15 protein-coding genes, 1 tRNA gene and 1 pseudogene are annotated in these 19,239 nt (G+C 69.7%); 10 read left to right on the forward strand and 7 right to left on the reverse strand.

Going from position 1 to position 19,239, the window contains the following annotated elements; translation table 11 throughout:
• Nucleotides 1-83: 83 nt before the first annotated feature.
• Nucleotides 84-572 carry a hypothetical protein gene (locus ACYQ77_RS31555; protein WP_459717618.1) on the forward strand — a complete coding sequence of 163 codons (489 nt, stop codon included), beginning with the start codon at nt 84-86 and terminating at the stop codon, nt 570-572.
• Nucleotides 573-699: 127 nt separating this feature from the next.
• Here ACYQ77_RS31555 and ACYQ77_RS31560 read toward each other — a convergent pair whose 3' ends face one another.
• Complete coding sequence (locus tag ACYQ77_RS31560; RefSeq protein WP_459717620.1) at nt 700-3,180, reverse strand: M14 family zinc carboxypeptidase; 2,481 nt, start codon at nt 3,178-3,180, stop codon at nt 700-702.
• 131 nt (nt 3,181-3,311) lie between these two features.
• Here ACYQ77_RS31560 and lipA point away from each other — a divergent pair, with 131 nt between their 5' ends.
• The 4 genes and pseudogenes from lipA (at nt 3,312) to ACYQ77_RS31580 (ending at nt 7,628) form a co-directional block, all read left to right on the forward strand.
• The gene (lipA, locus tag ACYQ77_RS31565; protein ID WP_459717623.1) at nt 3,312-4,319 is read left to right on the forward strand and encodes a lipoyl synthase; all 1,008 of its coding nucleotides are present in this window, start codon (nt 3,312-3,314) and stop codon (nt 4,317-4,319) included.
• Between the two features lie 106 nt (nt 4,320-4,425).
• The gene (locus tag ACYQ77_RS31570; RefSeq protein WP_459717625.1) at nt 4,426-5,100 is read left to right on the forward strand and encodes a DedA family protein; all 675 of its coding nucleotides are present in this window, start codon (nt 4,426-4,428) and stop codon (nt 5,098-5,100) included.
• An 854-nt stretch (nt 5,101-5,954) separates the two neighbouring features.
• Nucleotides 5,955-6,089: pseudogene (locus tag ACYQ77_RS31575) on the forward strand (IS110 family transposase); the annotation flags it as partial.
• Nucleotides 6,090-6,323: 234 nt separating this feature from the next.
• On the forward strand, nt 6,324-7,628 hold the full coding sequence (locus ACYQ77_RS31580) for a nucleobase:cation symporter-2 family protein (protein ID WP_459717628.1): 1,305 nt from the start codon (nt 6,324-6,326) through the stop codon (nt 7,626-7,628).
• On the opposite strand, the gene ACYQ77_RS31585 is transcribed toward ACYQ77_RS31580, so the two are convergent.
• The 3 genes from ACYQ77_RS31585 to ACYQ77_RS31595 form a co-directional block, all read right to left on the reverse strand.
• Nucleotides 7,607-7,816, reverse strand: a complete 210-nt coding sequence (locus ACYQ77_RS31585; RefSeq protein ID WP_459717630.1) for a KTSC domain-containing protein — start codon at nt 7,814-7,816, stop codon at nt 7,607-7,609. The two genes, ACYQ77_RS31580 and ACYQ77_RS31585, sit on opposite strands and share 22 nt — an antisense overlap.
• A 202-nt stretch (nt 7,817-8,018) precedes the next feature.
• The gene (locus ACYQ77_RS31590) at nt 8,019-9,119 is read right to left on the reverse strand and encodes a hypothetical protein (protein WP_459717633.1); all 1,101 of its coding nucleotides are present in this window, start codon (nt 9,117-9,119) and stop codon (nt 8,019-8,021) included.
• Nucleotides 9,119-9,619, reverse strand: coding sequence for a SigE family RNA polymerase sigma factor (locus ACYQ77_RS31595; protein WP_459717635.1), 501 nt, complete (start codon nt 9,617-9,619; stop codon nt 9,119-9,121). The genes ACYQ77_RS31590 and ACYQ77_RS31595 overlap by 1 nt, the downstream gene beginning before the upstream one ends.
• 430 nt (nt 9,620-10,049) lie before the next feature.
• On the opposite strand from ACYQ77_RS31595, the gene ACYQ77_RS31600 reads away from it, so the two are divergent.
• Both ACYQ77_RS31600 and ACYQ77_RS31605 read left to right on the forward strand, forming a co-directional pair.
• Nucleotides 10,050-10,784: a hypothetical protein gene (locus ACYQ77_RS31600; protein ID WP_459717638.1), complete on the forward strand. Its 735-nt coding sequence runs from the start codon at nt 10,050-10,052 to the stop codon at nt 10,782-10,784.
• 417 nt (nt 10,785-11,201) lie between these two features.
• Complete coding sequence (locus ACYQ77_RS31605) at nt 11,202-11,648, forward strand: hypothetical protein (protein ID WP_459717640.1); 447 nt, start codon at nt 11,202-11,204, stop codon at nt 11,646-11,648.
• 598 nt (nt 11,649-12,246) lie between these two features.
• Here ACYQ77_RS31605 and ACYQ77_RS31610 read toward each other — a convergent pair.
• The 3 genes from ACYQ77_RS31610 to ACYQ77_RS31620 form a co-directional block, all read right to left on the reverse strand.
• Nucleotides 12,247-12,318: transfer RNA gene (locus ACYQ77_RS31610), tRNA-Val, on the reverse strand.
• Nucleotides 12,319-12,350: 32 nt separating this feature from the next.
• Nucleotides 12,351-12,800 (reverse strand): peroxiredoxin, encoded by a 450-nt coding sequence (locus tag ACYQ77_RS31615; RefSeq protein WP_459717642.1) that lies wholly within the window; start codon nt 12,798-12,800, stop codon nt 12,351-12,353.
• Nucleotides 12,801-12,854: 54 nt separating this feature from the next.
• Nucleotides 12,855-13,286 carry a DUF3052 domain-containing protein gene (locus ACYQ77_RS31620; RefSeq protein ID WP_459717644.1) on the reverse strand — a complete coding sequence of 144 codons (432 nt, stop codon included), beginning with the start codon at nt 13,284-13,286 and terminating at the stop codon, nt 12,855-12,857.
• Between the two features lie 230 nt (nt 13,287-13,516).
• On the opposite strand from ACYQ77_RS31620, the gene aceE reads away from it, so the two are divergent.
• From aceE to ACYQ77_RS31635, 3 genes are all read left to right on the forward strand, one after another.
• Complete coding sequence (gene aceE, locus ACYQ77_RS31625) at nt 13,517-16,291, forward strand: pyruvate dehydrogenase (acetyl-transferring), homodimeric type (protein ID WP_459717647.1); 2,775 nt, start codon at nt 13,517-13,519, stop codon at nt 16,289-16,291.
• Between the two features lie 715 nt (nt 16,292-17,006).
• Entirely contained in the window at nt 17,007-18,173 is a 1,167-nt protein-coding gene (locus ACYQ77_RS31630) for a PucR family transcriptional regulator (RefSeq protein ID WP_459717650.1), read from the forward strand.
• 132 nt (nt 18,174-18,305) lie between these two features.
• On the forward strand, nt 18,306-19,235 hold the full coding sequence (locus ACYQ77_RS31635; protein WP_459717652.1) for an ACP S-malonyltransferase: 930 nt from the start codon (nt 18,306-18,308) through the stop codon (nt 19,233-19,235).
• Nucleotides 19,236-19,239: the final 4 nt, after the last annotated feature.

Consider the following 19,239-nt stretch of genomic DNA (forward strand, 5'->3'; position numbering starts at 1 on the left):
AACGTTACGACACATAGGGGCCACATACCGGTGGTACGTTGAGGTTGTTCGACCATACCAACGGTATGTCCAAAACCGACGGTATGACCACGATCACGCAGGGGGCAACCATGGGCTGGCAGGACTTCTACGCCCGCAGAGACGCACTGAACGCGGCCATCGAGGCCGGTGAGCTGCGCACGAGCGACGCCTTCCCCGACGAGCACGAACTGCTGCTGGCGCTCCACCACCGCTGGACCCAGCGGCTCACGGCCCGCGTGGAACTGGCCGAACTCGCCGACGAGGACCCCGTGGACGCGGTGGGCGCGGCGTGGCGCCGCACAGCGGAGGACAACGAGTCCCTCCGCGCACTGCTGGACAAGCACGCGGACAACCTGGCCCTCCGCCCGCTGATCGACGCGGAACACCGCACCCTGGCCCGCGCGGCAGGCCTGACCGAACCAGGCGACTCACCCGCGGAAGAAGCGTCGATAGGCGCGGCCTTCGTGGCACTACAACGCACCACCCCACCCCCCACCCCCCGCCGCAACCCGGTGGAACGCCTACTACGCCGCCTGGTCCCGACCGCCTAACCCCGCGAGTCCCGCTCTCAAACAGCGCGAGTCACGCTCTCAGGCACACCGAGTTGTACGTTTCGTGCAGACCGGACCTGCACGAAACGTACAACTCGATATGCGCGAGAGCGCGACTCGCGGTGGTCTAGCGGGTGGCGGACCAGTAGATGGCCGTGGCCACCTGGGCGAACAGGCCCTTCGGGTGGGCGCGGAACATCGGTTCCGTGCCGAACATCAGCACCCGCGCGCCCCGCGCCTCACCGGAGACCACCGCTGCCTGGCCGCCGGCCTGCTCGGGGCCGCCCGACCCGTCCTCGTTCGGCAGCCAGTGGCCCGCGACCAGCGGGTTGCCCGGCGCGTACCGCTGCTCGACCCGGACCCCGGCACCGAGGTCCACGAACGACTGCGGCGAGTACACGAACGACTGCGGCATCGCCCCGGCCAGCACCGACGCGCCCGAGTTGTCCACGTCCACGATCCCGTTCGCGTCGCCGCGCCCCGGCACCGCCGTCACCGGCAGCAGCCCGGCCTCGGCGTTGAACCGCGACCCGGTCGCACCGCGCGTGACCACGCCGCCGCGCGCGAACAACGCGTCCACCTGCGCCTTGGCCCCGGGCACGAGTTGCGCGTACCGCAGGCCGGACGACACCACCAGCACGTCGGCGCGCGACAGGTCGTGCCCGGCGTTGAGCGTCGCCGTCGACACCGGCCGCACGTCGAAGCCCATCTCCCGCAGCGCGAACAGCTCGTCCGCGGCCACCGCGGCCGCGACGGTCACCCGCGTCAGCGGGCTCCCCTGCGCACCGCCCGGCGCCGCGGTGAACCGCACGCCGTACCGGTCCGCGACCTCACGAGCCGCCGCCCGCGAGGCCCCGGGCACGACGACCGTCCCGTCGGCCAGCCGCCGCAGCTCGATACCGCGCCCGAGCAGGTCGTTCACCGCGCTCGCGTCCTTGCCGTCGAGCACCCGCAGCGCGAGGTCGCGGCCCGGCGCGGCGTCCACACCACCGGTCGGCGACGCGGCCACGACGTCCCGCGACGGCACCCGCACCTGCCCGTGGCGCACGATGTCCACGGACGCGCCCCACAACAGGCGGTGGCTCCAGCCCGCGATGTCGTACATCTGGGGAGCGTCGTCCGACAGGTCCTTGCCCGCCTCCAGCATGGCGTTGGCCAGCGCCCGCTTCGGCTGGTGCATGTCGACGAGGTACGAGCCCGCCGGGTAGCTCCGCCCGCCCAGCGCGAACGGCCGCGTGGCCTGCCGCACCCGCACGTCGTGGTCGACGAGGTGGTCGACCAGCCGGGCCGCCGCCTGCGCCGACCGCTGCCCGGCACCCGCCGGGATCACGTACGCGCGCGGGAACTCGGTGGTGAACCGGTCCTCCGGCCCGAAGCCCGGCACGAACCCGTCCGGCAGGTACCGCTGCGCCTCACCGGCCGCGCCGCGCCGGAAGATCTCGATCTGGTTGTCCACCAGCTCGTCGCGGTGCCGGTACAGGTACGACAGGGTGGTCTTCATGGTCGCCTCGGACACGTCGGTGTTGATCGCCGAGCGGCGGCGCAGCTCCTCGACCGGCAGCTGGTCGTAGGAGGCGTTGTTGACCCGCAGCGGGATCTCGACGGTGTACGACACGGCGCCGTGGTACATCGCGTACTGCGCAGTGAAGATCGGCGGCCAGCCGTCCCACTCGCCGGGCGGCAGGTCGCGGAACGGCACCACGACCTCCTGCGCCTCCGGGTAGCCGAGGTCCTGGACGGCCTTCTCCATCTCCAGGCCGTTGGCGTAGCCGTGCCTGATGTAGAGGTCGAAGTCGTAGTTCTGGCCGTGCGGCGGGCCGGTCGGCTCGATCAGCGTGCCATCGACGTAGCCGTGCTCGTCCAGCGTGATCACCGGCTGGGTGTCGATGATCATGTCCCGCATGGCGCGGTTCTCCGGCTGCGTGTTCGTCACGAAGTCGCGGTTCATGTCGAACCCGGCCGCGTTGGCCCGGGTGCCCGCGACCCGGCCGTCGGGGTTGGCGGTGACGTTGAAGTAGACGCGGCTGGTGGCGAGCAGGCGCTTGGCCGCCGGGTCGTCCGTGGTCGCCAGGTACTCGATCTGGCGCAGGGCGGCGTCGGTGCCCTCCCACTCGTTGCCGTGGATGTTGTTGTTGATCCACACCGGCGCCTTGTAGCCGCGTTCGAGGCCCTTGTCGCGGGCCGCGCGGACCGGGTCGTTCTCGATGAGCGCCCGCCAGGCGTCCTGCTGCCGGGTCTCCCTCGCGCTCTCCGGGGCCGTCAGCGTGACCAGGTACAGGTCGCGGCCGAGCCCGGTCTGGCCGACGACCTCGACGGAGATCCGGTCGCTGCGGGCCTGCAGCGCGTTCAGCTTCGGCGCGATCGCGTGGTACGGCGTGAGGCCGAGCTTGATCGACTTGTCGGTGGTGTCCTCGGGGTAGACGCGCAGTTCCGTCCGGCGCGGGTAGCCCTGGCGGACCCCAGCCTTGTTCGCACCGGCCGGGCCCGCGCGCCGGGCCGCGACGGGGTCGGCGGCGGCGACCGCGTTGCGGTCCGCGCCGTTGGCCGGGTCGTGGGGGACGCGGACGTCCGGGGCGGCGGCCGCGGGGGCGGCAGTGAGCGATGTCACTGCGAGCGCCGCCGTGGTCAGCGTGAGGAGAACTCTTCGTTTGACATGCACGAACTGCCTCCAGGAGTAGCAGGGTCGGCCGTGTCTAACGGGACGGATCGGACGCAGTCAAGGGGCGTAACCTGAACGGCGTGACGATCGCTCCAGAGGGCCGGAAACTGCTGCGTCTCGAGGTGCGCAACAGCCAGACGCCGATCGAGAAGAAGCCGGCGTGGATCAAGACGCGCGCCAAGATGGGCCCCGAGTACACCGAGCTGAAGGGCCTGGTGCGGCGCGAGGGCCTGCACACGGTGTGCGAGGAGGCGGGCTGCCCCAACATCTACGAGTGCTGGGAGGACCGCGAGGCCACGTTCCTCATCGGCGGCGAGCAGTGCACCCGGCGATGTGACTTCTGCCAGATCGACACCGGCCGCCCCGCCGAGCTGGACCGGTCGGAGCCGCGCAAGGTCGCGGAGTCGGTCCAGGCGATGGGCCTGCGGTACGCGACCGTCACCGGCGTCGCCCGCGACGACCTCGAGGACGGCGGGGCGTGGCTGTACGCCGAGACCGTCCGGCAGATCCACACGCTCAACCCCGGCACCGGCGTCGAGCTGCTGATCCCCGACTTCAACGCCGACCCCGGCCAGCTGGCCGAAGTGTTCGGGTCGCGCCCGGAGGTGCTCGCGCACAACCTGGAGACCGTGCCGCGGATCTTCAAGCGCATCCGGCCCGCGTTCCGCTACGAGCGGTCGCTCGAGGTGATCACGAAGGCCCGCGAGGCCGGGCTGGTCACGAAGTCGAACCTGATCCTGGGCATGGGCGAGACGCCCGACGAGGTCGTCAGCGCCTTGCGGGACCTGCACGACGCGGGCTGCGACATCATCACCATCACCCAGTACCTGCGCCCGTCGCTGCGCCACCACCCGGTCGACCGGTGGGTGAAGCCGGAGGAGTTCCTGGAGCACAAGGAGGCGGCCGAGGCCATCGGCTTCGCCGGTGTCATGGCCGGTCCGCTGGTGCGGTCGTCGTACCGGGCTGGCCGCCTGTACGCCCAGGCCATCGCCCACCGCGGCGAGGAGGTCCCGGAGGCGCTGCGCCACCTGGCGGAGGCAGGCCCGGCCTCGCAGGAGATCTCCTCCGTCCTCAGTCGGAACCCATAAGTCAGCTCCTGGGTTGATGTCAGGGGGAACCCGGATGTGATTTCCTCTGTCCTAGTGCCAAACTTGGCGCTCGGCCGGGGGAAAGACCATCTGAGGGGAGCAGATAGTGGCGTTGGTGAGCGATGTCCTGGAGTGGTTGCAGGCGCTGCCGCAACCCGCACTGGTGGGGGCCACGGGGGCGCTGGTCTTCGCGGAGTGCACGATCGGCCTCGGGTTCATCGCCCCTGGCGAGGGCGGCCTGCTGATCGCGGCCACGACGGTCGACTCGGTGTCGCGGTTCCTCGTGCTGTGGGCCGTGGTCACGGTCGCGGCAGGCATCGGCGACTCGATCGGCTACGCCATCGGCCGCCGCTTCGGCCCGGCCCTGCGCGAGACGAAGGTCATCCAGAAGTACGGCGCGGAAGGCTGGGACAAGGCCACCGACATCCTGCGGCGCAGGGGCGCGTGGGCGGTGTTCTTCGCCCGCTTCTTACCGGTGGTCCGCACCCTGACCCCGGCAGCGGCGGGCACGTCCGGCCTGGCGTACCGCAAGTTCCTGCCGGCGGTGGTCGCGGGCGCGGCGTGCTGGTCAGCGATGCACATCGCGATCGGCGCGGCACTGGGCGAGGCGGCGAAACGCATCGAGGGCATCATCAGCACAGGCGGCCTGATCGTGGTCGGCGTCCTGGTGGCAGCCCTGCTCATCACGATGACCATCCGCAAGCGCCGCAAGAAGGCCCGCGCCGCAGCGGTAACCATCACCCAGGGCGACGCCGACCCGGAGCTGGAACCGGCAGGCTGACCCGCGGCAACCTCGCCCGACAGTCCGCCACGTCCGTCACCGACGGACCAGGCCTGCTCGTCGTGGTGCCCTGAACCCACCAGGCCACCACGGCGACCATCCACCACGTAAACCCACCCGATCGCCGCCCGCGTTCGCAGGCCGCTTGGGCGTGGGCGCATGCCCACCACACGTCGGCCCTGCCTGCCCCTTACCAAGTCCGCGGAGTTGCCCAACCGGTGTGAGGGCCGCACCCGCGCCACGAGAACGGCCACGCCCGCCGCGTTCGGCGTGCACGCAATACCACTACCTCCGCACCAGCACGGGCCCGAACGCTGCGTACCCGGCCCGCGAAGCGGGCATGGCCCGCAAAACGGGCGCAAGCCCACCACAAGTGGGCTCCGCCTACCATCCCCGTCGACCTGGCGAAACCCGATCACCGGGTCAAGGGGTCCGAAGTGCTCAGCAGGCACCCGGAGCCGCTCCTCGGCGTGCGCCAGGCGCGCCGCGACGGTGCTGTGGTGCCGGTAGACGGACGCGGCCGCCTTGCGCACCGAGTCGGTCGCGCAGAACGCGGTGAGCACGGCGATCGTGTCCGCGCCCGCCGGTTCTGCGGCGATGCGGTCGAGCGCCGCGACATCGGCGACGTCGTCCTTGCGAACTGACGCGAGCACCACGGACACCTTCCGAACCAACCCGAGACCAAACCCCCGCCATTCCGGAGACCAGCCCGTCCGGCGAGGGACTCCGTTACCTTCTCGTAGCTCCTGATCATGGAGGTGGTCGCCAGACTCGGCATTACTGATGCCGCCAGTCGAGTGCATGATCCGGGAGTGGCGGCACAGAGGGACCGCTGAATGGGGACATGGCCACCGATGGGGGTTCTCCTGGGTCTGGATGTCGGCAAGGACGCCCACCACGCGGTCGGTCTCGATCCGAGCGGCGGACGACTGCACGACGGTCCGCTGCTGGTTGTGGTCGACCAGCCCACGACGATCGAGGCTTTGCCGCCGGCGGGAAACCCGTACCCAACGGAACACGACCTACCGCCACCCATCGCATCACCGCCGACTCGGTCTGGCCAAACGCGGGACCGTGTCGTCGAACTGCCCATGCCCGGCAGGTAGTCCGGAAAGGCACCCCACCCTGCGGCCCGGTCGGTACAGAGGCCCGACCCGCAACCACCGTGTTAACAGCCGTGCGCGCCTCTTGACCGCGACCACGTTCCGGAGTTGGTTGCTCACATGATCTCCACGGAAGCGCACCCCGTCGACCGTGTTCCCCCGTTCGGGCAGCTCGCCGCGCTCGGGTTGCAGCACGTGCTCGCGATGTACGCGGGCGCGGTCGCCGTGCCGCTGATCGTGGGGTCGGCGATGGGCATGCCCGCCGAGGACATCGGGTACCTCGTCAGCGCGGACCTGCTGGTCAGCGGCGTCGCGACGCTGATCCAGTGTCTCGGCTTCTGGCGGTTCGGCGTGCGGCTGCCGATCATGCAGGGCTGCACGTTCGCGGCCGTGACGCCGATGGTCCTGATCGGCACGACGGGCGGCGGCCTGCAGGCCATCTACGGCGCGGTGATCATCTCCGGACTGCTGATGATCGCCCTGTCGCCGGTGTGGGGACGGCTGCTGCGGTTCTTCCCGCCGGTCGTCACCGGCACGGTGATCACGATCATCGGGGTGTCGCTGCTGCCGGTGGCGGTGAACTGGGCCGCGGGCGGGGTCGGCGCGGACGACTTCGGGGCGCCGCGCAACCTGGCCCTGGCCGCCGGGGTGCTGGTGGTCATCCTGCTGGTCCAGCGCTTCGCCCCGCCCGCGTTCGCGCGGGTCGCGGTGCTGCTGGGCGTCGTGGTGGGCACGCTGGCCGCGATCCCGTTGGGGTTCACCGACTTCTCGGGCCTCGGCGACGCGGCCTGGTTCGGCGTCAGCACGCCGTTCCACTTCGGCCTGCCCACGTTCGAGGTGGCCGCGATCGTCTCGATGGCCGTGGTGACGCTGGTGACGATGACCGAGACCACCGGCGACATCCTGGCCGTCGGCGAGATCGTCGACCGCGACGTGATGCCGGGGAAGCTGGCCGACGGCCTCCGCGCCGACGGGCTGTCCACCGTGCTCGGTGGTGTCTTCAACACGTTCCCGTACACGGCGTACGCGCAGAACGTCGGGCTGGTCGGGCTGACCGGCGTGCGCAGCAGGCACGTGGTCGCGTTCGGCGGCGGGATCCTGGTGCTGCTCGGCCTGATCCCCTGGCTGGGCGAGCTCGTCGCGACCATCCCGGCGCCGGTGCTGGGCGGCGCGGGCATCGCCATGTTCGGCACCGTGGCGGCGAGCGGCATCCGCACCCTGTCGACGGTGTCGTTCGCCGACAACAGGAACCTGCTGGTGGTCGCGATCTCCTTGGGCGTCGGCCTGGTCCCGGTGGCCGTGCCGACGGTGTACGACCAGTTCCCGCTGTGGTTCCGCACGATCATGTCGTCGGGCATCAGCGCGGGCTGCGTGACGGCGATCCTGCTGAACGTGTTCTTCACTCAGACCTTGCGGAAGTCGTAACCGGCCTTGATCCGCTGGTTGTAGTACCGCCCGACGCTGTCGGCGCTGATCAGCGCGAAGTACTCCCGCGCAGGCACGTCGAGGTACTGGTACACCGCACCGCCCTCGACCTCCACCTCGAGCACCCGTCGCTTCCGGTCGTACCCGACGGACACCACAGCCGACGACTGGACCCGCTGGCGGTACATAACGGCCACGCTACAGCCCCTCACCCTCACGGGTGATCCTCTCGGAGGGCAGTAACACACCGTCACCACCCTCCGATCCCAACCACGAAGAAGCAGTGGACCGAGGCCCCGCGGCACCGAGCAACCCGGATCCCTACACACCCCGCACAGATCGTCCCCAGTGGCGATCAGGATCCTGCTCGACGCCGCGGCCGCCTCCACTTCACTCCGCGGGCAACACCAGTTCGCCTGCGATGGCGTACAGGTCCGCCGCCGGGACGCGGCCCGCGACGAGCACCGGGGCGTTGCCGACCGCGCCGAGGATCCACAGTGACCGGTAGCCGCCCTCGTCGATGAACCGGGTCTTGTGCCCCTGCACGGGTTGCCCGGCCGCGCCACGCGGCCCGTTCACGCCGGTCACGGCGATGTTGATCGACCCCGTGATGTCGGTGCACGCACCGACCGAGTAGCCCGTGTTGGGTGTGGACCCCCGCGCGGACGAGCCACCGGGCACCTCGACGCCCACGGGCGCGTCGGCGTCGAAGGGCTTCTCGACGTCGAACGCGCACATGCGCATGCCGTCCGGCAACGCGCCGAGCCCGAACGCCGGCGCGACGGTTTTCGTGCCGGGGAAGCGGATGTTCTGCGCGATCTTCCTGCCGTAGCTGATCAGCTGCTGCGCGTCCGCGGTGCCGCCGTTCTCGGGGCCGACGTTCACGTACATCGAGCCCTGCTCGGGGTGCTCGAAGTACAGCTCGTAGCCGCCAGGGCCGCCGGAGTTCGCGCTCTCGACGCCGTGCTTGCCGTTGATGGTGACCGGGCTGCCGGGGCCGGACTTGAACGCCGCGTCGTCGACCGGCGACATCTTGAACTCCTGGACGTCGACCATGAGCTTCGTGCCACCGCTGGTGACGGACAGCATGTACTCGCCGCCGAACACGGGCGCGTCCTCCTGGCCGCCCGTGTTGATCCGGTGCACGAGGAACTCGACGTCGCCGGGCGGGAGCCACCCGAGGTCGTAGGGCATCGTCAGGGGCGGGATGCCGGGTGTGGCGGGGGTCGTGCTCGCCGGTCCCGTGGCCGTGACCGCACCGGACGCGGGACCGGCGGCCTGCGTGCCGCCGTCACCCGATGGCCGGTTCAGCGTCACGACGGTGACCGCGGCGAGGGTGAGCACGACCACCCCGGCGGCGACCGCGAGGGGCTTGCTGACCGCGCGCTTGCGGTCGATCCGCTGCCGCGCGGCGGCGAGCACGGCGTCGCTGTCGGGCGCGACGTGTTCGTGCGCCTTGAAGGTGTCCTCGATCAACTTCTCGATCTCCATCAGCTCTCCATGGCCTCGGCAACAAGCTCGATGGCAAGGCCGTTCCGCAATGTCGTCAGGGCGCGGTGGGCGTGGGCACGCACGGTGGCCTGGGCGCAGCCGAGGAGGTCCGCGATCTCGGCGTCGGCCAGCTGTTCGTAGTACCGCAGCACCACCACGGCCCGCTGGCGCCGGGGCAGGCGCGCCAGCCGCTGCCACATGTCCTCACGCAGGGCGTGGTCCGACGCGAAGTCGTCGGGCCGCACCTCGTCGGGCAGCTCCGCCGCGGTGATCAGCCGCGCCGCTCTGCTCCGCCGCCAGGACAGGTAGCCGTTGGTGGTCATCCGCAGGACGTAGCGGTCCGGGTGGTCGGCGTCGCTGATCCGCGACCACCGCCGGTAGACCTTGACCAGCACGTCCTGTACCAGGTCAGCGGCCTGCTCCCGCTCCCCGGTGAGCATCGTCGCGTACCGCAGCAACCGAGGCAGCTGCGCCCGGACGAAGTCCTCGTAATCAGCCATCACTAGGGAAGACTCCGCGCACGAGCGATCTGTTTACACCGTCGCTCGAGAATCTTCGGCGGACGCCCGGGGCGGCGGCAGTTGCCCCTGCCCGGGCCCGGCCACTGCCACCCGGGTTGTGTTTCCCGAACGCCCCACAATGCACGCGCGAACGCCACCAGGCCGGTCCGAACACGGGAGATCCACTCTGATGCACTAATGAACGGCGCCCGCCGCGTTCTATTCTTGATGAAGGTGCCCGAAATAGCGGAAAACACCGAAGTCGCTGGTCAGACGCGCGGGGGAGGCAGACTGGGCCATGGCGCTCACCAAGCGGATGGACGACTGTCTCCGTGACCACGAGCCCACGGCAATACTGAAGGCGACCCTCGCAACGGTGACATTTGCCAATCTGCTGGGAGTGTTGTCCGGCAATTCGGTAATCCGCACGTTGGCATTTGTCGGCGTCGTCACGGGTTTGCTGGCGGGCATGCTCCTGCTGCTCGCCGACCGGCGCGGCGTGCAGCAGGAACGCGACACGTACCTGCAGCGGTTGAACTGGTACTACGACGTGCTCAGCGCGCTCAGCCCGGAACCGCTCATCGCCGTCGACAACTGGGAACAGACGGTGGAGATCATGCCCAACGGGGACACCCGCGAGGTGCAGATCATCGACGCGGTGGCGCTGCGCGAGGTCATCTTCTTCGCCAGGCTGACCGCGAAGAGCCGCTGGCAGCAACCGAGGCGACACCTCCGCCGGATCACGATGACCGCGCGGCGGGTGAACATCGACAACTCGCTGGGCCCGCTGTGGAACGTCATGTCCTCGTGGGAGGGTGACAAGCTGGTCGCGTACCTCGACCTCGACCCCTACCTGCGCCGGGGCGAGACGCTCCGCTTCCGCGTGGAGCGCACGTGGCCGGCGAAGTGCAGGCCGATGATGCGGCACGCCAAGGCCGAGGATTTCCTGCTCCGCACCACCAAGGCGCTGGAGATCAGGTTCGTGAAGTACAGCGTGATCCTGCCGAGGGGCCACGAGGCGGTGTACGAACTCATCGGCGAGGGCGAACCGGACGTCCAGCTACTCGGCGACGTCACGGAAGAGGACGGCCGGAAGACCTACAGCTGGTACGCGGAGAAAGTGCCCGGAAACACGTGGATCGGAATCAGACTCCAACTGAAATAGCCCGGCGCGAAACACGGCGAGCCATTTCAGCCCGCGACTAGCTGTCGCCGTCTTCTCCACCACCGTGAAACATTGGCGTCCTTAGGGTTTGCGGTATGTCCACTGTGGCGCGAACCATATCGTGACCCAAGCCACTGTCCCATTCGGGGGGTGGGATCACCGACCGTGCCCACGGCGCGCTACCGCGTCGGCAAGCCCGATTTGTGGACAGAAAGTGGACGACCCGTCCACCCCTCGCGACGCGCGACGATCGCCATCACCGCACTACTCCCCCTGGTCAGCGCCACACCACCACACGAGAAGCGAGCCCCGGACCACCTGCCGGCGTGCGGCCGCCCGGCTGTGGGGACGCAACACCCCCAAGATCAGCACCGACGCGTGGATCAACAGCGGCCGTCCCCGTCGAAGGACAAACCCATGACCGGCTACCTCATGCACCAGGACCCACCAGCACACCGCACGTCCACGTCGAGCCACCTCGTCATCCCGATCGCGGTCATCGTCGCGGCGGTGATCGCGGTCGTCGTCGCCGCCGCGACAGCGGGCAGGGACATCACCGGCACACCCACATCCGCGACGACGCCCCTGCAGGCAGCGCACGATCACTGCATGGTCGGTGACGTCGTCGACAGCGGCCACACGCTCGTCATCGACATGCGCGGCGAGGAACTCGGCTCCGGGTCCCTGTCCTTCTCGGAGGTCAGCTGCCTTCTCGCCTATCTGGACACCCCGGACAGCGTGACCACGCGGATGGACTCGACCCGCGCGCTGGACGGCATGCAGGACGCCTCGTGGAGCGGCCTGAACGCGACCTGGACCTACCACCCGGACGACGGCCTGGACATCATCATCACCGACAACTGATCCCACCAGCCCACGCTGGGTCAGGAACCTGCCGCACCGTGGCGCGCGCAGGGTAAGCCGGAGGTCGGTGGGGGCAGTAGGGATCGAACCTGCGAGGCGTACCTGCAAGGCATGCGAGTGGTCGCCAATCTGCCTCGGGCCTCAAGCCCGCCAGACCTGGGTCAGCTCTCAAACGATCTGTTCGAGGCGCGGCTGCACATCCGCTTGTTGGGTCCAGGCACACGTCAGCGAGGTTCAACGAGTTCGCTGAGGTAGCTGAACAGTGGATCAATGCCGCCGAGTTGGCGGCTGGCATGTGGAACCGAAAGACGCCGCCCGACGAGGTCGTTGCGAATGCGATATCCGACGACACTCGCGCAGCAACTGGCGCGACTCACGAAGCGTTTGTGATGTCAGCAAGGCGTGACATGGGCATGGAAGATCGTCTGTTCGCTCGGATGTGGCAATCAGGCAACACGCGAGCGGTCGCGGAGCGCCACTACGTGGCTCCGCCGAAGGCGGCGAGAGATGCCGGAATTTCCCGGCGGTGAACCGGCGGAGGAGAGCCATGAAAGTACGAACCAGGACGGAGCAGGCCAGCTCCGACCTGGGTCGGCAGTGGGCGCAGTAGGGATCGAACCTACGACCGCTCGGGTGTAAACCGAGTGCTCTTCCGCTGAGCTATACGCCCTGGTGGCCGGGCACGTCGCCCGGCCGGGGCGGTCACAGGCCTGCGACCGCCTTCTTCCACGCTTCCTGGTCCCGGGCCTCGCCGGGCTGGTTGACCTCGGCGAACCGGACGACGCCCTCGGTGTCGATGAGGAACGTGCCCCGGTTGGCCATGCCCGCCTTCTCGTTGAAGACGCCGTACCGCTGCGCGACGGCGCCGTGCGGCCAGAAGTCGGACAGCAGCGGGAACTGGAAGTTCTCCTGCTCGGCCCACTTCTTCAGGCTGAACGGCGTGTCGACGGACACGCCGAGCACCTGGACGCCCTCGAACGACGAGAAGTCGTCGCGGAGCTGGCACAGCTCACCGGTGCAGATGCCGCTGAAGGCGAACGGGTAGAAGACCAGCAGCACCGGCTTCTGCCCGAGGTACGACGACAGCGACACGTCCTGCTTGTTGTAGTCCTTGAGAGTGAACTCCGGCGCCTTGGAACCGACGTCGACCACCGAGCAGCCACCTCCGATGCGAGCGAACCTTGCCGAAGGACAGCCTAACGAAGCTCAGCGTTTGGTCTTCGCCGACTTGGGGGACACGAGCCTGGTGGCCGACCAGTCGCTGCCGATGCTGACGCTCGACGTCTGGGCGAGGCCCGCGGTGGGCACCGCCTCGGCGATCTCGCTCGGCTCGACGTGCCCGTCGCGGCCGGTCTTGGGGGTCAGGACCCAGATCACACCGTTGTCGGCGAGGGGTCCCATGGCGTCCATCAGGGCGTCCACCAGGTCACCGTCGTCTTCGCGCCACCACAGCAGGACGACGTCGACGACCTCGTCGGCGTCCTCGTCCAGCAGGTCGCTGCCGATCTGTTCCTCGATGGCGGCTCTGGCGCCGTCGTCGACGTCCTCGTCCCACCCGAGTTCCTGGACGACCATCCCCGGCTCGATCCCGAGCCTCTCGGCGACGCCAGCCTTCCCGGCGTCTCCCGCGGCGACCACGGCTTCTCACTCCTCCTCGAACGCCACCGCGGTGGCCGTTCCAGGCCGACCGCGAATCGGTATTGGGACAGCGAACACTGACCTTGCCCCAGCGCGCAACCACCCACGCCGGGTTTGCCCTGGACGGACCATCCCAAAACCGGCCCTTACTCGTCGGTAAGGATGACCTGAGCGGCCATTGAGACGACGATGGCAGAGTTAGCCCCATGAGCGCAGGCACTGGAGACCCCTTGGCTACGCAGAACAGCGAAAACAGCAGGAAACAGCCCGAGCGGGTCCGGGTCATCCGCGACGGTCTCGCGGCACACCTCCCGGACATCGATCCGGACGAGACCAGCGAGTGGCTCGAGTCGTTCGACGCGATGCTCGCGTCCGGCGGCCAGCAGCGTGCGCGCTACCTGATGCTTCGCCTGCTCGAACGGGCCCGCGAGAGCCGGGTCGGCGTACCGTCACTGACCAGCACGGACTACGTGAACTCGATCCCCACCGACAAGGAACCGTGGTTCCCCGGTGACGAGGAGACAGAACGCCGTTACCGTGCGTGGATCCGCTGGAACGCGGCGATGACCGTGCACCGCGCGCAGCGGCCGGGCGTCGGCGTCGGCGGCCACATCTCGACCTACGCGTCCTCGGCGACGCTCTACGAGGTCGGCTTCAACTGGTTCTTCCGCGGCAAGGACCACCCGGGCGGCGGTGACCAGGTCTTCTTCCAGGGCCACGCCTCCCCCGGCATGTACGCGCGCGCCTTCCTCGAGGGCCGCCTGTCCGCCGACCAGCTCGACGGCTTCCGGCAGGAGTACTCCCACGGCGGCCCCGGCGCCGGCCTGCCGTCCTACCCGCACCCCCGGCTGATGCCGGACTTCTGGGAGTACCCGACCGTGTCGATGGGCCTCGGCCCGATGAACGCGATCTACCAGGCGCGGTTCAACCGCTACCTGCACGCCCGCGGCATCAAGGACACCTCCGACCAGCGCGTCTGGGCGTTCCTCGGTGACGGCGAGATGGACGAGCCGGAGTCGCGCGGCCTCGTGCACGTGGCCGCGAACGAGGGCCTCGACAACCTGACCTTCGTCATCAACTGCAACCTGCAGCGCCTCGACGGCCCGGTCCGCGGCAACGGCAAGATCATCCAGGAGCTGGAGTCGTTCTTCCGCGGCGCGGGCTGGAACGTCATCAAGGTCATCTGGGGCCGCGAGTGGGACGCGCTGCTGCACGCCGACCGTGACGGTGCGCTCATCAACCTGATGAACACCACCCCGGACGGCGACTACCAGACGTACAAGGCCAACGACGGCGCGTTCGTGCGCGAGCACTTCTTCGGGCGGGACCCCCGCACGAAGGAGCTGGTCACGCCGATGAGCGACCAGGAGATCTGGAACCTCAAGCGCGGTGGCCACGACTACCGCAAGGTCTACGCCGCCTACCAGGCCGCCGTCGAGCACCACGGCCAGCCCACGGTGATCCTCGCCAAGACGATCAAGGGCTACAACCTCGGGCCGCACTTCGAGGGCCGCAACGCGACCCACCAGATGAAGAAGATGACGCTCGACGACCTGAAGAACTTCCGCGACACGCTGCGGATCCCCATCTCCGACGAGGAGCTGGAGAAGGACCCGTACCTGCCGCCGTACTACCACCCTGGCCCGGACGCGCCGGAGATCCAGTACCTGCTGGAGCGGCGCCGCCAGCTCGGCGGGTTCGTGCCGGAGCGCCGCAAGAAGTCCAAGACGCTGGCGCTGCCCGGCGACAAGGTCTACGACGTCGTGCGCAAGGGGTCGGGCAAGCAGGAGGTCGCCACGACGATGGCGTTCGTCCGGCTGGTCCGCGACCTCGCCAAGGACAAGGAGATCGGCCCGCGCCTCGTGCCGATCATCCCGGACGAGGCACGCACGTTCGGCATGGACTCGATGTTCCCGACGCAGAAGATCTACAACCCGCTCGGCCAGCTGTACACGTCGGTCGACGCGTCGCTGATGCTGTCCTACAAGGAGAGCGAGAGCGGCCAGATCCTGCACGAGGGCATCAACGAGGCCGGGTCGACCGCGTCGTTCACCGCGGCGGGCACGTCGTACGCCACGCACGGCGAGCCGATGATCCCGATCTACATCTTCTACTCGATGTTCGGCTTCCAGCGCACCGGCGACGGCCTGTGGGCGGCGGCGGACCAGATGGCACGCGGTTTCGTGCTCGGCGCCACCGCAGGCCGCACCACGCTCACCGGGGAGGGCCTGCAGCACAACGACGGCCACTCGCTGCTGCTGGCCGCGACCAACCCGGCGGTCGTCGCGTACGACGCGGCCTGGTCGTTCGAGATCGCGCACATCGTCAAGGACGGCCTGCGGCGCATGTACGGCGAGCAGGCGGAGGACGTCTTCTACTACCTCACCGTCTACAACGAGCCGTACGTCCAGGCACCGGAACCGGAAGGCCTCGACGTGGAAGGCCTGCTGCGCGGCCTCTACCGGTACAAGAAGGCGGCCGACGGCGACGGCCCGCGCGCCAACATCCTCGTCTCCGGCGTCGCCATGCCGTGGGCACTGGCCGCCCAGCAGAAGCTGGACGAGGAGTGGGGCGTCTACGCGGACGTCTGGTCGGCGACGTCGTGGAGCGAACTGCGCCGCGACGCCGTCGAGATCGACCGGCACAACTTCCTGCACCCGGAAGCCGAGCCGCGCAAGCCGTACGTGACCTCCGTGCTGGAGAACGCGAACGGCCCGGTCGTGGCCGTGTCCGACTGGATGCGTGCCGTGCCCGACCTCATCCGCCCGTGGGTCCCCGGCGAGATGCTGACGCTCGGTACCGACGGGTTCGGCTTCTCCGACACCCGACCGGCCGCACGACGGCACTTCCTCGTCGACACGGAGTCGATCGTCGTCGGCGTGCTGGCGGCCCTGGCCAAGGCCGGTGAGCTGGACCAGAACAAGGTCGTGGAGGCCGCACGCAGGTACCGCATCGACGACATCACGGCCGCGGGCCCGCAGACGTCCGACCCGGGCGTCGCCTGACTCTCGGTAGCGCCCCTGACCTGCGCTGATGAATCAGTAGCACGATCGGGGGACACCAGTGGCGCCCTCTCCCCGGACCCTCCATAGTGGAGTCACCGGTGGGGACCGGGGAGAGGCCCCGCCCGGCGAAGCCGGGCGGGGCTGTTCGGCGTAGGCGTCGCCGGTGACACCTGTTCGGTGTCCTTCGGCCACCTTCCCCTCGCTCCGCCTGGTGTCTGCCGGGGGGCCGAGCCCCCCGAACCCCCCACGGTGCGGTCGGTTCCTGACCCAGCGTGGGTGCCTTGGATTCGCGCCTTGCGCGCTTCGCGCGCTTGCACTTCGGGGCCATGGCGCAGCGCGGAAGCTGAGCGCAGCTCACCAAGGGGCTGCCTGCCTGCCATCCCGTCGACCTGGCGAAGCCCGATCACGCCGGGTCAAGGGGGCCCGAAGCACGAGCCAACCCCGTGCCCAAGCCGCCGGGCCCCCTTGACGCGGTGTGATAGCCCTCCGGGAGGTCGACGGGATGGCAGGCACCGCCACGGACACCAGTCCATGCCAAACCAGCCCCGTGCAAGACCCCCGCCATCCCGGAGACCAGCCCCTCCGGCGAGGAGGCCCGTCCGGCAGGACGCCCTCCGGCGAGGACGCCCGTCCGGCGAGGACAAACCCAAGACGGGGACCACCCAGGACGGCGAAACCCCGTGCCCCACCGAACGCGATCGCTAGGCTCATCTCCATGGTGAAGGTGTCGCAGGAGACGCTTGCGGCCCTCGACCGCGCCTCCGGGAAGCTGGCCTCCGCCGCCCTCACCTCCATGGACGAGCAATTCCCCTGGTTCGGCCGCATGCCCGCCGACCAGCGCGCCTCCGTCCAGCTCATCGCACAGACCGGGGCCGCGGGCTTCACCGCCTACCTCCGCGACCAGGGCGACGCCATCCGCCTCACCGCCGACGCCTTCCGCCAGGCCCCCCGCGACCTGTCCCGCTGGATCTCCCTCCGCCAGACCGTCGAACTGGTCCGCGTCGCCGTCCACGTCATCGAACGCGAAGTCCCCGACCTCGCCGCCAACGAGGACGAACGGCACGTCCTCACCGAGGCCGTCCTCCGCTACGGCCGCGAAGTCGCGTTCACCTCCGCCATGTCCTACGCCACCGCCGCCGAGACCCGCGGTGCGTGGGACGCCCGCCTCGAAGCCTCCGTCGTCGACGCCATCGTCCGCGGCGACGCCGAGGAATCCCTCCTCTCCCGCGCCGCGGCACTGGGCTGGGACCTCGACGAACCCGCCACCGTCCTCGTCGGCAACTCCCCCTCCGACGACCCGCCCACCGTCCTCTACGAGGTCCGCAGCCGCGCCGCCCGCGCGGGCCGGCCGGTCCTCCTCGGCGTGCAGGGCTCCCGCCTCGTCGTCGTCCTCGCCGGGGACACCGACGAGCCCCGGGTCCTCGAGAAGATGACCGCGTCCTTCGGCGACGGCCCCGTCGTCGCCGGACCGACCGTGGCGAACATCGCCGACGCGCACCGGTCGTCCGTCGAGGCCCTCTCCGGGCTGCGGGCGGTCGTCGCCTGGCCGTCCGCGCCGCGGCCCGTCCGCTCCACCGACCTCCTCCCCGAACGGGCGCTCGCAGGCGACCCCGAAGCCGAGTGGCAGCTCATCGACCAGATCGCGCGGCCCCTGGAAGAGGCGGGCGGGGCGCTGCTGGAGACCGTCGAGACCTACCTCGAGGTCGGCGGCGTGCTGGAGACCTGTGCGCGGCTGCTGTTCGTGCACCCGAACACCGTCCGGTACCGGTTGCGGAAGGCCACGGAGATCACCGGGCACAACGCGAACCTGCCTCGGGACGCGCTCGTGCTTCGCATCGCACTTGCCGTCGGGAGACTGTCGCGGGCACGGGGTCTGTGGTAGTGACCTACTACGGAAAACCCTCTTTACCGTTCATGCGGCAGTAACCTTTGTAGGGTTCCTACAACCGCGCCAGCTCGACTTCGTCCGTTCCAGCATGCCGTCACGCCCGGGTCAGCGTGTTCCCTTGACTATGTGCTCGCTCTCCTCGCCCCCGGTCAGGGCTCACAGACACCCGGCATGCTCTCCCCCTGGCTAGAGGTGGAGGGCACCCGTGAGCGGCTCACCGCGTGGTCCGAACTCGCGGGACTCGACCTGGTCGAGCTCGGCACGGTCGCGGACGCCGACGCCATCAAGGACACGTCCGTCACCCAGCCGCTCGTCGTGGCCGCGTCACTGCTGGCCTACGAGGTGCTCGCCGCCCGGTTCCCGCTGCCCGACGACGTGGTGGTCGCCGGGCACTCCGTCGGCGAGCTGGCCGCCGCGGCCGTCGCGGGTGTGCTGACCAGCGACGACGCGGTCGCGCTCGCCGCCGTCCGGGGCCGGGAGATGGCCGCCGCGTGCGACCTCGCGCCGACCGGGATGGCCGCGGTCATGGGCGGGGAGCCGGACGACGTCGTCGCCTGGCTTGGCGAGCACGACCTCACCGCCGCCAACATGAACGGGGCGGGCCAGATCGTGGCCGCCGGGCCGATCGCGGGCATCGACGCCATCGTCGCCGAGAAGCCCGACTTCGTCCGGAAGGTCATCAAGCTCAAGGTGGCGGGGGCCTTCCACACGAGCTACATGGCGACCGCGCAGGAGGCGCTCCGGGCCAAGGCCAAGGACGTCACGGTCGCCGACCCGGCCCGCACGCTGCTGTCGAACGCCGACGGCACCCGCGTCACCGACGGCGCCGAGGTGCTCGAACGGCTCGTGAATCAGGTCACGCTTCCGGTCCGCTGGGACCTCTGCATGGCCACCATGAAAGAGCTGGGCGTGCACGCCACCGCCGAGCTGCCACCCGCCGGAGCGCTGACCGGCCTCGCCAAGCGCGAGCTCACCGGGACCACCACCGCCGCGCTCAAGACCCCCGACGACCTGGCGAAGGTGGCCGCCGCCCGCACCACCGCCGACGAGGAGTGACCTC

This window comes from Actinophytocola sp. KF-1, from assembly GCF_054661535.1.

Excerpts from the sequence above, each read along its gene's own strand:
- ACYQ77_RS31555 (WP_459717618.1), top strand. The coding sequence starts at position 84 with ATGACCACGATCACGCAGGGGGCAACCATGGGCTGGCAGGACTTCTAC.
- ACYQ77_RS31580 (WP_459717628.1), top strand. The coding sequence starts at position 6,324 with ATGATCTCCACGGAAGCGCACCCCGTCGACCGTGTTCCCCCGTTCGGG.
- ACYQ77_RS31585 (WP_459717630.1), bottom strand. The coding sequence starts at position 7,816 with ATGTACCGCCAGCGGGTCCAGTCGTCGGCTGTGGTGTCCGTCGGGTAC.
- ACYQ77_RS31590 (WP_459717633.1), bottom strand. The coding sequence starts at position 9,119 with ATGGAGATCGAGAAGTTGATCGAGGACACCTTCAAGGCGCACGAACAC.
- ACYQ77_RS31595 (WP_459717635.1), bottom strand. The coding sequence starts at position 9,619 with ATGGCTGATTACGAGGACTTCGTCCGGGCGCAGCTGCCTCGGTTGCTG.
- ACYQ77_RS31605 (WP_459717640.1), top strand. The coding sequence starts at position 11,202 with ATGACCGGCTACCTCATGCACCAGGACCCACCAGCACACCGCACGTCC.
- ACYQ77_RS31630 (WP_459717650.1), top strand. The coding sequence starts at position 17,007 with ATGGTGAAGGTGTCGCAGGAGACGCTTGCGGCCCTCGACCGCGCCTCC.